Source organism: Methylocaldum gracile (genome assembly GCF_053646815.1).
Genome location: NZ_CM132196.1, coordinates 733744 through 748908, shown reverse-complemented (window position 1 = coordinate 748908; position 15165 = coordinate 733744). Strand labels below are relative to the sequence as shown.

The window sequence follows — 15165 nt, the reverse complement described above, 5'->3', positions numbered from 1 at the left end:
TCTTACAGTGTTTCTTCAGTTCATGATCCGTCCTCCAGTAACGCCAAGGCTTCCTCTTCCGAAAGGGATTCGAGTTGTTCGATCAGGCATTCCTCGATCACCAAGGCGAGCTGTGTGATGGTGGAGGCCTCGAAGACGCGTCTCAGGGGAACCTCGACATCGAAAGCGGTCCGTACCCGAGACAGCACTTGTACGGCGATGAGGGAGTGCCCGCCGAGATCGAAAAAGTTGTCCTCGACGCCGACCCTATCCAGGCCCAATACGTCTTTCCAGATGTCGGCGAGAATTTCTTCCGCAGGGGTGCGCGGGGCCACGTAGCGCGCTTCCCTTTGAGCGGCGACGTCCGGCGCCGGCAAGGCCTTGCGGTCGATTTTGCCGTTGCTACCGAGAGGCATGGCGTCGAGGCGAACGAAGACCGATGGCACCATGAAGTTCGGAAGCCGTGCCGAGAGATAGGCGCGCAACTGGTCGATCAGGGAAAGACCGTCCGCGGTTTCCTCGCGAGCCGCGATACTCGGCTTGCTCTCCAAATTTTCTCCGGGTTGCGCATCCGGCCCGTTGCCGGAGGGAGAGGGAGAAAACGGCAAGCGTTCCGTGACATAGGCCACCAGACGTTTGCCGCCCGCGCCTCCGTCGTCTCGGGCCACCACCACGGCTTGCTCCACGGCCGGATGCAGGAGAAGCTGCGCCTCGATTTCGCCCGGTTCGATCCGCGCCCCGCGAATCTTGAGCTGGTGGTCGATGCGTCCGAGGAACTCGATGGCGCCGTCCTCCCGGTAACGGCCGAGGTCGCCGGTGCGGTACAAGCGCCCGCCGACAGGGCCGAACGGGTCCGGAACGAACTTTTCCGCCGTCGTTTCCGGCCGGTGCAGGTAACCTCGCCCGACCTGGATACCGGCCACGCAGATTTCTCCGGGCACGCCCACGGGAACCGGGGTGAGCCAGGCATCCAGAAGATACAGCCGGGTGTTGTCCACGGGGCGCCCGACCGGCACGATCGTTTCGGTTTCTGCGGGCGTTTCCGGTACCTCGTAGTAGGAAACGTCGTCCGAGCATTCGGCGGGACCGTAGGCATTGAGCACCCGCACGTGCGGGAAGCGTTTCATCCAGCGCCGGCAGAGGTCCGGCGGAAACGCCTCGCCGCAGGCGATCAGCCAGCGCAGCCGCGGCAGCTCGATACCCCCGGCCATTTCCAGCAGGGCCTGGATCATCGACGGAACCGCCTCCAGAACGGTGACTTCGCGTTCGGCGATTTGGCGGAGAAGCAGGCCGGGATCGCGCACGATGTCGTCCGGGAAAATCTCGACCCGAGCGCCGCATGCGAGAGCCGTCAGGTGCTGCCAGACGGAAATGTCGAAACACTGTCCCGCGGTTTGGGCGATGGCGTCGGCTTCGCTCAAACCCAAAGTCGGAACCTTGGTGATCAGGTTGTTGAACATGCCCCGGTGCTCGACCATGGCGCCCTTGGGCGTTCCGGTGGAGCCGGACGTGAAGATCGTGAAGGCCAGGCTGCCGGGGCCGTGCAGGCGTTCGGGATCGGTGGCCGGATAGCTTTGCGCCACGGGTTCGTCCAGTACCAGCAGCGCCGGCCGCCGGGAGACCGTCCGGCACACTGATTCGGCCCGTTCCCGGAAGGACTTGCCAACCAGCAGCCGAGCGGCGCGGGCTTCCTCCAGCACCTGCGTCAGGCGTGCGTCGGGATGGCCGGGATCGAGCGGCAGATAGGCGCCGCCGGCTTTGAACACGCCCAACATCATCACCAGGAAATCGATGCCGCGATCGTTCAACAGGGCGACCAGCGTCTCGGGGCCCACCCCAGCGGCGCGCAAGGCGTGAGCCAGGCGATTGACGCGGGCGTTGAGTTCACGATAGGTCAATGCCTCGCCGCAGCAGGCGACGGCGACCGCCTCGGGCGCCAGCGCCGTCTGCGCTTCGAAACGGGCCACGATGTCCCGAGGTTCGGGATAGGGATGATCGGTCCGGTTCCATTGCTCCAGGATTGCGCCGCGCTCGCTTTCGGTCAGCATCGGGAGCGAGCCCAGGCGGGCGCCGGGATGGCGGATGAGGCTTTCCAGCAAGGTCTTGAAATGCCCGAGCATCCGTTCCACGGCGGCCGGTTCGAAACGGTTTACGTCATAGGTAATTTGCAGGTGGAAACGCGGGGAAGGAACCAGCACCGCGTTGATCGGATAATTGGAATGGGTGCGGTGCTTGTCGTCGACGATGTTCAAAACGTCCTTGGAACCCCGCAAGGTCGGATCGACCGGCGCGTTTTCGAACACGAACAGGTGCTGGAAGAGCGCCTGGCCTCTGGGAAGCTCGCTCAAAGCTTGTATCTGTACCAGAGGCATGTATTCGTATTGGCGGAGCTCCAGATTGTGGTACAGCAGTTCGCGCAGGAATTCCAGGGCCGGCTGATCCGGCTTGACCTTGACCCGCAACGGCAGGCTGTTGATGAACAATCCCAGCGCCGTTTCCACCCCGGGCAAATCGGTCGGGCGTCCGGCCACAGTCACTCCGAACACGACTTCGTCGCACCGCGAATAATGGGCCAGCATCAGCGCCCAGGCGGCCTGCAAGACGCTGTTCGGCGTCACTTGGCAACGCTGCGCCAAAGCATGAAGCGCCTTGGTGTCTTCCTCGGACAACGGCGCCACCCGATCCCGGACTTGGCTCGTGCCTTTTGTTTCCGGCGGAACCGGCTTGTCCACGACCAGCGGCGTGGGTTCGCCGAATCCGGTAAGATACCGGCGCCAGAAATTTTCAGCAGCCTCCCGGTTCTGCTCCGCAAGCCAGCCGATATAGTCCCGATAGGGTATCGCAGCCTCCCTGGGCGGGCAGGGCTCTCCTTTTACCTTGGCCTCATAGTTCGCCCGGAACTCCAACAAAACCGGGGACTTGCACCAGGCATCCATGAGAATGTGGTGATGGCTGCGGATGAAGCGGTAACGTCGGTCGCCGAACCGGACCAGGCGTATCCGCATCAAAGGCGCCACCGTGAAATCGAAACCCGTTTTCAGCTCGGTTTCGATCAACGCCTCGAACCGCCGTTCCTGTTCGACTGGGTCCATTTCTCTCCAGTCCTGATAATCGAACGGCAGCGCCAGGTGCTTCTGCACGCACTGGTGCGGACTCGAATAGTCTTTCCAAAGAAAGGACGTGCGGAGGATGGGGTGACGGTCCAAGACCTCCTGCCAGGCCGCCTTGAAAGCCTCGATTTCGACATCCCCGTCGATTTCGTAGCGATCGATCATGTGATAGATGCCCGATCCCGGATACATCAGGGAATAGAACAGCATGCCTTCCTGCATGGGCCCCAGCGGATAGACATCCTCGATGTTTCCCGGCGGATAAGGCAGTCTGTCGAGCTCCTGCGCGGACAGCTTGGCCAGCGGAAAATCGGAGGGCGTTAGCCCGGACACGCCGGGTTCGAGACAGTGGGAGATCAGCGTCTCCAATGCCTGGATCACGGCGTCGCCGAGGCGGGCGATGGTCGAGCCGCCATAACGCGCCGCGCTGTAAATCCAGGTCAGTTGGAGATGCCCGCCGCTGACCGCGGCGTTGACCGCCAATTCGTGCGTCCGGCGGTTCGCCGAGGCGCGGGCGATGCCCGATGCCAGCGCGCATTGCCGGAAATACGCGTGGGCGTCGGTTCCGAGGTCCAGGTGGCCGAGATAATTGAACAGGATGGGCGCATCCGCCGAACAGCCTTTTTCCCGCCCTTCGCCGAGCCAGCGCCAGACGGTGTAGTCGAATCCCCGTGCGGACTGGCGGCGGAACTGCTCCTTGAGGTCCTTGATGATGCCTCCGGTGGCGTTCGCCGGATCGATATCGAAGGTCACCGGGTAGGAGGTCGTGAACCGTCCTATCGTCCGCGTAAAATCCAAATCCCTGAACGGGCCGTTGTCGCGGCTGTGCGCTTCGACCTCCACCCGCAACCGGTGCAGGCCGGACCAGTCCGAAAGACCCTTGACGACGGCGATGAGCAACAATTCCTGAACGCTGGTCCGATAGGCCGCTCCGGCTTCCTGAATGAGCGCCCGAGTGAGTTTTTCGGAGAGCTTGACCGTATACTCGGCGGCATCGGCTTCGGTGTTCGTGCCTTCGTCGCGATCGACCGGCAAAGCCGTTTCAGCAGCCTCCCGCGAGTGCCACCAGGATGGCGCTCTCCCCTCCCCCGCCAGGGTTCCGGCATAGTCCTGAAGCCGCCCAGCCCATTGCCGGTAAGAGGTCGTTTTGGCCGGCAAGGTCACGGCGTGGCCGGAGGCCAATTGGTCGTGGATGAGCACGAGATCGTCCAGCAGGATGCGCCAGCTCGCGATATCCATGGCCAGGTGATGGATGACCAGCAACAGCCGCGCGCCGCGTCCCCGCCCGAGTTCGAACCAGACCGCCCGGAGCGTGGGCCCCTCGCCGAGATCGATCTGTCGCTGCCAATACTCCGCGCGTCCGGCAAGAAAGGCCTCGAACGCCGCGTCAGGGATAGCGGACAGATCTTCCCGATGAAACATGGGCTGCCGCTCTTTCCCGACGTAACAGGCCCGCCAAGCCGCCGCGTCGCGGGAAAACCGCAGCCGCAAGACGTCATGATGGAACACCAGTTGCTCCACGGCGCGCTCCATCAGGCCGGGGTCGAACGGATGCAGCATGTCCAACAGCAGGGATTGATTCCAGTGATGCGGATTCGCGAGATCCTGGGCGAAGAATTTCTGCTGGACCGGCGTTAGAGGAGCCGGTCCTTCGATAATGCCTTGCTCGGCCTCGAACGGAGCCGCGCTTTCCGCCGCCAGCGCCAATTCCGCCACTGTCTGGTGCTGAAAAATCTGCCGCGGCGCCAGGTTCAAGCCGATCCGCCGAGCGCGGCTCGCCACCTGTATGCTGAGGATGGAATCCCCTCCCAGCGAAAAGAAGTTATCGTGGATGCCGACCCTGTCGATGCGCAGCACCTCGGCCCAAATGGCAGCCAGCCGGGCTTCCGCGTCGTTTCGGGGTGCGGCGTATCGGCGCGTCAATTGACGGGAAGGATCGGGCTTAGGCAGGGACCTCCGATCCAGCTTGCCGTTGGGAGTCAGCGGCAAACCGTCCAGGAACACGAAGGCCGCCGGAACCATGTAGTCCGGCAGAGCGATTTGGACATGGACACGCAGGGCTTCCGGGTCCGGTTCGTCGCCGCTGGATACGATGTACGCGGCAAGACGTTTGACTCCGCGTTCGTCTTCCCAGGCCGTCACCACGGCATCCCGCACTTCGGGATGGGTCCGCAGGCGGGCCTCGATCTCGCCCGGCTCGATACGAAAGCCTCGAATCTTGAGCTGATGGTCAGCGCGCCCCAGGAATTCGACGAGGCCGTCGGCTCTCCGACGCACGAGGTCGCCGGTCCGGTACAGGCGCTCGCCGGGGCCTGCACCGAACGGATCGGGAACGAAGCGTTCGGCGGTCAGGTCCGGACGATTCAGATACCCTTGGGCCAGCCCCGCGCCGCCGATGTACAACTCGCCGGCGACACCGTTCGGCACCGGTTCGAGATTGCCGTCGAGAACATAGGCCCGGCTGTTGGCGATCGGGCGGCCGATCGGTACCGATTCCCTTGCCCCGCTCTCCCGCACGTCCGGTTCAATCGGAAGAATCAGCGATCCGACCGTGGTCTCCGTGGGGCCGTAGTGATTGAAGATAAGGCATTCCGGACGCTGGGCGATGATCCGGCCGACCAGATCGTAGGTGAGCACGTCGCCGCCGCAAATCAACGCCCGTCGAGGCGCGATGGTCCTGCCTTCGGCCGAATCCAGGAGGGCCGCGAGATGAGAGGGCACGATCTTCAGCACGTCGATCGGCTGGCGTTCGATGTAGTCGGCGAACACGCGCCCATCCGTGGCGGCATCCTGGTCGAATACATGCAGACATCCGCCGGAAACGAGGGAAGCGAACAGGACCGTATTGCCGAGATCCGCCGCGGGCGTAGATACCATTGCGTAACGAAATCCGGCGAGCGCGGAAATCTGCCCGGCAATAAGCTGGGTGTAATTAGCGAGGCTCCGGTGAGAAACCACGACGCCTTTGGATTGTCCGGTCGACCCCGATGTGTAGATCACATAGGCGGGATGGTCCGGCGTCATCGCAGGGTGCGGATTGTCGTGCGCCGGTTCCGGTCCTTCCGGCCATAGATCCATATCGAGCCGGACGATGGCGGGAAAATGGCTGGAAGCGTTCAAGCCGGTTTGCGTCAGCAATAGGCCGACGCCGGCGTCGGCCAGCACGCGGGCCACCCGGTCTTCCGGATAAGCGGGGTCGAGGGGAACGTAGGCGGCGCCGGCCTTGAGCACGGACAGGATGGCCGTCACGAAATTCGCGGAGCGCTCGACGCAAATGCCGACCCGGCTGCCAGGCCCGACTCCGAGCGCTATCAGATGATGCGCCCAGCGGTTGGCGACGGCGTTCAATTCGCGGTAGGTCAGGCGTTGGTCCTTGCAGGCCACGGCCGGAAGATCGGGGGTGTTGGCCGCCTGCAGCTCGAACAGCCGATGAATGCACGGTTCTTCCGGAAGCGGCGTCTCCGGCCCGATGGCCTGATCCAGCAGCTGGATTCGCTCCTGCTCGCCGAACAGCCTCAAGCCGCCGATACTTGTTGCGGGATTCGCCGCCACAGCCTCTAAGAGATTGCGGAAATGATCGGCAATCCGGGAAACCGTCCGTTCCGTGAAAAGATCGGTGCGGTATTGGAAGGACAGCAGGAGGCTGGCTCCATCTTCGGCCGCCATCAGTTTGAGATCGAACCGCTCTATGCGCTGCCTGATGGCCAGCGGGCGCACTGGCCAATCGTTCCCGACCGACATCTCGCCGTTTTCCCCCAGAGCGAGCTGCGCCAGTTCGCTTCCGATATTCGCTTGCGCCTGCTGCAGCACGAATAGGGTTTGATAGACCGGCCAGTGATCGGCGTTGCGCTCGACATGCAGGCGTTCCACCATGAGGGAAAACGGATAGTCCTGATGTTCTAGAGCACCCAATAAAGCGTCGTGTATCTCCGCCAGATAAACTGAAAAAGGCTTGTCGGCGGCGGGCTGGCTGCGCAGCGGCACCGGATTGACGAAGTTGCCCACAACCGATGCAAAACGGGCTTGACAGCGCCCGGCCGCAGGAACGCCTACGATCAGGTCGGTTTGACGGGTGTAGCGATGGAGCAGGACCTTGTATGCCGCAAGCAACAGAGTGAACAGGGTGACGCCGCTACGCGCCGCGAAATCCTTTAGCCTGTCGGTTTCCTCCCGGCTCAGGCGAACCGCTACCGAAGCGCCGCGGTAGTTCGGTACCGCAGGCCGCGCACGGTCAGTGGGCAGGGCGAGGATCGGGAGTTCTCCGGAAAGCCGTTGCCGCCAGTAATCCCAGTCGGCATTGCCGGCCGGACTTTCCAGATAGTTCCGTTGCCAGGCCGCGAATTCAGCATAGCTGGAAGCCGGTGGGGACAAGCTCGGCCCTGGAACCGTCTCACCCAATTCCGAACGGATTTTTCTCAACTCGTCGACGAGCACGAGCACCGACCAAAGGTCCAGGGCGATGTGGTGGGCGCAAAGCAGGAGGGTATGCGGAGAGGCTTGAGGCCCTAGGCTATGGGCTACAGGTTCCTGGACATCCGAAGTCTTGAGCCTGAAGTCTGGAGCCTTGGTTCCATGTCGATAGAGGACCACCCGCAAGACCGGTCCGTGCGCCAAGTCGAAGGGTTCGCGGATGCGCCGCGCCATGTCGTCTTGAAGTTCGGATTCCGACCAAACCGAGGCGTCGACGGCAGTAAAGAAGTCGGGCAGGTCGGCCAGCGGCAATACCGACTGAAAGACCTCGTCGCCCTCGTTGCGATAAACCGTGCGCAGCATTTCGTGCCGCTCCGCCAGGCGGTAGAAGGATCGCCGCAAGGCTTCCGCGTCGGCGCCGTTCTCGATGCGCAAGGCTAGATGCAGGTTGTAAACGATGCTGTTCGGTTCCATGTGTTGCATCGTCCACATGGAAAACTGGGTCGAAGAAAGGCTCGAGGCTAGAGACTCGAGACTTGAGGAAACGGAGACTATTGCCTGTTCCTTGTCATTTCCTACAGCCTCCAGCCTCAAACCTTCAGCCTGACAGGCAAGAGCTTCAGCCACTTCCACCACCGACCGGTCGGACAGGAATAGCGTCAACGGGGCCTCGATGCCCAATAATTCGTCCACCGTGTGCTTGAGTTCGACGGCCTTCAGGGAATCGAGGCCCGACGCTCGCAGCGGCGATTCCATGGATACGGCGAATTCCTCGATCTTCAGCAGATGGGCGATCTTGGTCCGGAGGAAACGAGCGATCAGCGCGGCGCGCTGCGGGTGAGGAACGACGGACAAGGCTTCCTGCAGAAGTTGGAGTTGGAATTCCTGCGGCGTCGCCTTGCGTTCGCTCGCCTTCCTCATTCCACCCGAAGTAGCCGGGCTGTCCTGCCCGGCAAGCTGCGCGCCCCCTTCCTTCGGGTCGTCCGACCGCGCCAACACCGGTAGAGCACCCTCCAGGTACGCTTGCTTACAGGCTTGGCGGCGCAGTTTGCCGCTGGAGGTCTTGGGAACGCCGCCGGGCTGGACGAGAACCAGTTCGGCGGCCGTCAATTCACAAGCCTCGGCCAGGGTGCTCCGCAAGGATGCGAAAATCGCTTCGTAATCGGCCTTCCGTATGGCTTCGCGGGTCAGTTCCGCGACCACGATCGGCTTTTCCTCGTCCTGACAGGTCACAGAGAATGCGGCGCAGCCTCCGGGACGCAGGACATCCACACTGTCAGTCAGTGCGTGCTCGATGTCCTGCGGGTAATAGTTCCGCCCTCGGATGATGATCAGGTCCTTGATACGCCCGGTAACGTATAACCGGCCGTCGTCGAGTAATCCCAGGTCGCCGGTGCGGAGAAATGAGGCTTCAGGCTTTAGGCCAGAGTCCATAGGCCGGATTCCGCTAGTCCGAAGTCTATGGTCTAGAGCCTCTAGCCTCGCCCTGAAGGTGTTCTCGGATTCCTCGGCGCGGTTCCAGTAGCCCTGCGCCACGCTGGGACCCGAGACCCAGATTTCGCCTTCCCGGCCCGGCAGCCACGGTTTTCCCGTATGGGGATCGACAATTTGGACAATATGGCGATCCGCGGGCAAGCCGCAGGAAACGAGGCTGGAGGCTGGAGACTTGAGGCTTGAGGAATCGCCGATCTTGGGTTTGGCCTTTGTTTCCTCCAGCCTCAAGCCTCCGGTCTCTAGCCTCGCTCCTGTTACAAACAGCGTGGCCTCGGCCAGACCGTAACAAGGAAAGAAACTTTCGCGGCGAAAGCCGCATTCCGCGAAGGCACCGGCGAAACGCTCCAGCGTCGCATGGCGCACCGGTTCGGAGCCGTTGAAGGCCAACGTCCAGGCGCTGAGATCCAGGTCGCGCTTTTGTTCGGCCGTCACCTTGCGAACGCAGAGATCGTAAGCGAAGTTGGGACCGCCGGAAGTCGCGGCCCGATATTCGGAAATGGCCTTCAGCCAGCGTACCGGCTTCTCCAGAAAGGCCATGGGCGACATCAGGACGGCGGTAGAGCCGACATAAAGCGGCTGGAGGATGTTTCCGATCAAGCCCATGTCGTGATACAGGGGCAGCCAGCCGACCACGGTCGAGCGCTCGGTGTGTCCGAAGCTTTGTCGGATGGCCTTCTGGTTGGCGAGCAGATTGCCGTGGCTCACCATCACGCCCTTGGGGTCGCCGGTGGAACCCGAGGTGTATTGCAGGAAGGCGATGTTTTCCGGCGCGAGTACGGGCGCCTGCCAACACCCGGCTTCGTCCGAAGCCACGGTATCGGTAGCGAGCCAGTTCGACGCGGCGCGCAGCGCGCCTCCCACGAATTCATCCCGGAATTTTGCGGCGAGTTCCGCCGTGGTCATGATGGCGGCGGGTGCGGCATCGCGCATCACGGCCTGGAGGCGCGGCAGATGCTGGCGGGTCGGAGGATAAGCCGGCACCGCGATGGCTCCGGCATACAGGCAGCCGAAAAAGGCCTCGATATATTCAAGCCCCGGCGGATACAGCAGCACCGCTCGCTCCCCGACCATACCCAGGGCCTGAAGGCGGGCGGCGATGGCGCGGGCCCGCCGGTCTAGATCGGCGAACGTCAGCCGGCCGTTTTCGATTTCGCCGTCGCCGAGAAAAACGTATCCTTTTCCCAAGGCATTCTCGTTGGCTCTTGCGCCCAGCAGCTCGACCAGATTGGAGCAAGTCATCCCAACATTTCCCGTCACTCCGGACTCCTCGAAGTTGCGCACTGCGGCCTCCTTTATGAGACGTAATTCAGATATGAGCGGTACCAGGGGAGTACCCGCTTGGCGGAAACGCCGGTGCATAGCCCGAGGGCGATCACCGTGTTGTAGTACACGTTCTTGAGCGGCATCCCTCGTCCCAATGCCAAGATTCCCCGAACAGAGCTTTCGCGGGTATGCCAGTCCACATTGAAGGAGATGGCGCAGTCGAGACTGCGGACGTGGTGAAGCATTCCCGGAGGCATGTAAAGCATGTCTCCCGGTTCCACGGTGCACTCTCGAACCTGCGCCTCCCGAAAAAGCGGATGACGCACGAAATTCGGGTTTTCGGCGTCCACTTCGCACCAGCGCCACCGATAGCGGTAACAGTACGGAAGCTGATCGTGATCCAGCAGGATGAAACGCTTCCGCCCCGCCACCTGGAAGAACAGGTTATGGGTGAGCAGGCAATCGAAATGGAGCGGCGTCAGACTATGTTTCGGCCCCAGGAAGAACTGGGCGAACTGCAACCAATAAGGGCGGTACCAGCCCGGAAAATAGTGGGACGGAAAGCCGCGGAGGTCGTTGGCCGCATCGGGTAAGACGCCGAGTAGCGGCACGTCGTGAAAATAGGGCGGCCTATCCTTGGCTGCCATTTCGTCCGATTCAAGCCGGGGTTGGTAGGCCTCCAGTTGATCCAGGTACTCGCTCAATCTGGCGTCGACCGTCCTCAAACCGGCGACGCCTTCATCGGCCAGCCCTTGCTTGAGCTTGACGAAGCGTTGGCCGGAGACTCGGCGCAGATGGTCGAATGTCCAGCGAGCGAGTGCCGGGCAACGGTTGAGCGCCCCGCTCACGACTACCGGAACGCCTTTGGCCACGTACCCGGAGAAAAAATCGGCGGATGAGAGTTTTGCTCTGCGCTCGATTGGAGGGTATTCCTTACCTGCAGCCGGATTCCCCGGTTGCGCGTCTGTCGCCGTTTCGATCGCCGGCTTCCGAAGCATCAAATTTGCCATGCTCCCTCCGAATGCCTGCGTAGTTCCGTACCCTTCAAACCAGCATTTCCCGGCATGCTTCCGGTCGTACTAGAAAACGCTATCGAGTCGGATTCACGGGAAGGAACGGCGGTCGCCGGCTTGGTCGTTGTCGTGCTTTCCACCCAGTGGCGAACCGTGACTCGGACCGGCTCTCCCTCTACCGCGAGAGCCGAAACGAAACCGTGAATCAGGTCGAGAGGGTAAAGCCACCAGCCGGACGGCTGCCCCAGCGCGTCTTGAATCTCGACGGCGGATCGGGTTTCGAGCGGTCCCAAGGGTATGTCGAAGGCATCGAGAGAAAACGACAAGCCGTCGCCACGGCCTTTGACATAGGCCTCCTTTCTGGTCCAGCCCCGAAGAAATGCCGCCGTCTTTTCGGACAAGGAAATTTCGCTGAATTCGGCCTGCTCGTTCGGCGAAAAGACCAAAGGCGCCAGTTCTTGCCAGGGGACATCGTTTCTCACGGGCTCGATATCGATGCCGACCTCGCTATCGCAGGAAATGGCGTATGCCGCCCAGCCCCCGGCATGGGAAAGATTGAACCGGAGCCGCTCGACCGGGCGGCCCGCCACCATTTCGCCGGGAGCGAAATGGGACGCGCAGCGGCCCGTCGGGACGGAGTCCACGGAGGGACTTCGCAATTCCGGTTTGCCAAAAGCGCCATAGGCGAAACGGATTTCAGAAGGGTCGATGTTCAGATATCCGGCGAGCAGCCGGCGGAGAATTCCTCTGGCCGCGGCGTATTGAGCCCGGTCTCGCTCGAACGCGAAGCGGCCGGCTCTTTCCCGTTCGTCATTAGACAAATCTGCGAAGTACCAGGAATAGGATTCGTAAGCGACGGCGCTGTGGTCTGCGGCATTGCCGAGATCAGAAATCAGCGGCACACACCAGACATGCACTTCGGCCGGCGACAGCCGAGGGAAATTAGGCGTAGAAATCACTGGCCGAGACATCCGTATCGCCTTCTCAGAAAGAGCATCCTCCGAACCGGAGAATTCCCACGCGCATCAAGCCTCCTTCCCTGCCGACGCGGCTTCCTGAAGGGACGCCTCCTCCATGTGTCTGCGTAAACTCAGAGGCCGCATGTCCGTCCACACATCCCTGATATAGTCCAGACACTCCTGCTTCGGACCGCTCTTGCCGACCGTTCGCCATCCTATAGGCACTTCCTTGTATTCCGGCCAAATCGAATACTGCTCCTCATGGTTGACGACCACGTGGTAAATCGTCGTATCGTCTTCATCCCAAGCCATGTTTTCGTCCTCCAGATTCGAGTTCAAGCAACCAGGATCGGTTTTCGTCGCCAAGGTTTTTTGCCCCGGATATCCGTATTGACGAAAACACAAAACCGACCCCGTACTCCGGGACGAAAATTTTTGAGGGCGATTCGAAGCGAGGTGTGTCCGAGGAATGGATGCGCTGTGCTGCTGGAGCGTTGTCAGGTTTGGTGTAGTACCCTCAGTAGGTCGGGAATCCTTTGCCGACACCCCAGTTCGGCAAGTGGATTTGTCGGCAAAGGATTGCCGACCTACGACTACGGCTTTGGGATAGGCGTGAGAAAGGAATTCAGGCGGCGAGGGAAGGTGCGCCAGCCCTCGGCCGGATGCGGCGGCTGAGAGCTCAGAGGGTGGGCTGATAAAGCAGGGTCAGAGCGCCGGAAAGATTTACCGAGCTTAGTCCTAAGGTTTTCTCGATGGCGGTAAGAATATCGCGGGGCCGGGTCAGGTCGAAGGCGCCACTGACGACCCGCTCGCGGATGCGCGGATCGGCGATGATGATCTTGCCGGGGAAATAACGATTTATCTCGTCGACCACGGCGGCGAGCGGCTGCATGTTGAACGCCAAGAGTCCCTCGCGCCAGGCCGACGCCTGCCGGGCATCCACGCGGAGAACAGGGCCTATGCCGTCGATGCTGCCGGTCGCCTGCAATCCGGCGCTCAGTTCTATCGCCCGATCCTCGGCCCCCTCGGTGTAGACGCGCACCCGCCCCTCGGACACGGTGACGGTCATACGGTCATCCCGCTCGTATACGTTGAACGCGGTGCCCGTGACTTTGGCCACGCCATGAGCGGTAAGGACGATGAAGGGACGGTCTGGATCGTGGCTCACCTGGAAATAAGCTTCGCCTTCCAGGAGTTTGATCACGCGTCGTTCCGGGGAGAACTCGACCGATAAGGCTGAGTGGGTATTGAGGGAAACTCGGGAGCCGTCCTCCAGCGTAATCTCCTGCCGTTCGCCCCACTCCGTATGATAATCACTGGTCCAAAAGCGAAAAGCTCCCGGCAACCAAAGGTACATGACAAGCGCAGCAGCCAGAGATAAGCCCACGAAGGCACGGCGCGCCGGTCGCCTAGCGACCCTTTGCCCAGCTTTACGGATGAGAGGGGTCGCATCCGTCTGTTCCGACGCCAAAGTCTCTTCTCGTTCGAAGACCCGTCGGGCCGGCTCGTCCAGCAGCGCCCAAAACATTTCGACATCCGCATAAGCCTTGGCATGCAGGGAGCTACGCTTTCGCCAGTCCTCGAAACGATTGCGATCCTCGGGCGTAACCCGGCCGGAGTGGAGTTTCGAGAACCACTCGATCGCCTCGTCGGAGATCGTCGTCTCCACGGGGTTTGGATGCATAACCGCTCTTTTTATCTTGTTGTCTGCGCGACGAACTGGCGTGGCACTTGCCAGCTTTTTCGATTACAGCCGGTCAACTCCTCCTTGTCAAATGATAACGAGTTCGTTGGGAAAATAACGCTGAAAAGTACTTTGCCAGTTTGAACGCAAGTTGGTCTTACTGGGCACCATCAAGGATGGACACGTCAGAGCGGGATTTGCCGCACCCTATTCTTTCGCAGTAGAACGTCGGCGCTATCTAGTCCGCATTCTATCGCGCAGAATCTTCAACGCTTTACCGACCTGTTTTTCCACAGTACGAGGGGAGATATTCAATCGCTCGGCTATTTCGGCATGACTGAGGTGCTGGACCTTGTGCAGCAGAAAGATACGGCGGCATTGCGGAGGCAGTTCAGCGATCGATTGGCCAAGGAGGTCCAACTCTTGGCCTGCTTCCGTGATCTTGTCGGGAAGCGGTTTCGGACAGATCAGGTCTTCTTCCAGCGGCTCGTGATGAGCCTGCGCCGACGCCACGGCCTGCCGCCCGTAATCGACCACCAAATTGCTCGCGATACGAAACAGGTAAGCAGGCAGATTAACTATTTCGTCGACGGAGTTTTGCTGAATAACCCGCAAATAGGCCTCCTGGACTACATCCTCCGCAGTATCGCTGCAACCGAGACGGCGCTTGAGCAATTGCAGCAAGGGTTTTCGAGTTTCCAGGTAAGTCGACTGAATAAGCGCAACGGACGATTTCATTTATTGTTGTTCCTTAACGGGTCTTGGCGCCATCGGGGAGCAAGTACAGTTTTCAAGCCTCGAGAGGAAGATCGTGGCTGAACTATCCGAGCAAGGTCTGTGCCGAGCGCATTTCCGCGCCTGATTCGAGTGGGAATCTAGATGTAGCCTCGCAAACTAGGGCTTATGACTCACTATATGCGGCATATCACACAGCTCTACCATGCCCGGCGCTTCGCTTCTCAAGCTTTACGGTGCCTTGCAGCCGCCTCCGAGCATCTTTGGGATAGCAGTGAGGGATTAGCCTCGGTTAAACGTTTATCGGATAAGGAACAACCAAAGAGAATGGTCGTTAGAATCAGGCGGGAGCGAAAGTCCAGTCTTGAGCAGAAATTGGGCATTCGCTCAAAATGAAAAAGGCCTGCATCGCTGCAAGCCTTTGTTTTACTTGGTGGGCCCTCAAGGACTTGAACCTTGGACCAAGGGATTATGAGTCCCCTGCTCTAACCAACTGAGCTAAGGGCCCGAGAACTGGT

General features: G+C 61.0%; 6 protein-coding genes and 1 tRNA gene. All 7 read right to left on the bottom strand.

Translation table 11 applies throughout. The features are described from left to right. Positions 1–20: 20 nt before the first annotated feature. Complete coding sequence (locus ACWJJK_RS03300; RefSeq protein ID WP_454128641.1) at positions 21–10232, bottom strand: amino acid adenylation domain-containing protein; 10212 nt, start codon at positions 10230–10232, stop codon at positions 21–23. Between the two features lie 53 nt (positions 10233–10285). Beyond that, positions 10286–11266, bottom strand: a complete 981-nt coding sequence (locus ACWJJK_RS03295; RefSeq protein WP_454128640.1) for a cupin-like domain-containing protein — start codon at positions 11264–11266, stop codon at positions 10286–10288. After that, positions 11254–12240, bottom strand: coding sequence for a 4'-phosphopantetheinyl transferase superfamily protein (locus ACWJJK_RS03290; protein ID WP_434110173.1), 987 nt, complete (start codon positions 12238–12240; stop codon positions 11254–11256). Before ACWJJK_RS03290 ends, ACWJJK_RS03295 begins: the two co-directional genes overlap by 13 nt. 54 nt (positions 12241–12294) lie before the next feature. After that, positions 12295–12540 carry an MbtH family protein gene (locus ACWJJK_RS03285; protein WP_077728541.1) on the bottom strand — a complete coding sequence of 82 codons (246 nt, stop codon included), beginning with the start codon at positions 12538–12540 and terminating at the stop codon, positions 12295–12297. Between the two features lie 367 nt (positions 12541–12907). After that, positions 12908–13912, bottom strand: coding sequence for a FecR family protein (locus ACWJJK_RS03280; protein ID WP_454128639.1), 1005 nt, complete (start codon positions 13910–13912; stop codon positions 12908–12910). 234 nt (positions 13913–14146) lie between these two features. Continuing rightward, positions 14147–14650: an RNA polymerase sigma factor gene (locus ACWJJK_RS03275; protein WP_077728426.1), complete on the bottom strand. Its 504-nt coding sequence runs from the start codon at positions 14648–14650 to the stop codon at positions 14147–14149. 428 nt (positions 14651–15078) lie between these two features. Further along, positions 15079–15155 (bottom strand) — tRNA-Ile (locus ACWJJK_RS03270). Positions 15156–15165: the final 10 nt, after the last annotated feature.

Bases quoted from the DNA above. Each gene is read 5' to 3' on its own strand.
- ACWJJK_RS03300 (WP_454128641.1), bottom strand. From the start codon at position 10,232: ATGACTTGCTCCAATCTGGTCGAGCTGCTGGGCGCAAGAGCCAACGAG.
- ACWJJK_RS03295 (WP_454128640.1), bottom strand. From the start codon at position 11,266: ATGGCAAATTTGATGCTTCGGAAGCCGGCGATCGAAACGGCGACAGAC.
- ACWJJK_RS03290 (WP_434110173.1), bottom strand. From the start codon at position 12,240: ATGTCTCGGCCAGTGATTTCTACGCCTAATTTCCCTCGGCTGTCGCCG.
- ACWJJK_RS03285 (WP_077728541.1), bottom strand. From the start codon at position 12,540: ATGGCTTGGGATGAAGACGATACGACGATTTACCACGTGGTCGTCAAC.
- ACWJJK_RS03280 (WP_454128639.1), bottom strand. From the start codon at position 13,912: ATGCATCCAAACCCCGTGGAGACGACGATCTCCGACGAGGCGATCGAG.
- ACWJJK_RS03275 (WP_077728426.1), bottom strand. From the start codon at position 14,650: ATGAAATCGTCCGTTGCGCTTATTCAGTCGACTTACCTGGAAACTCGA.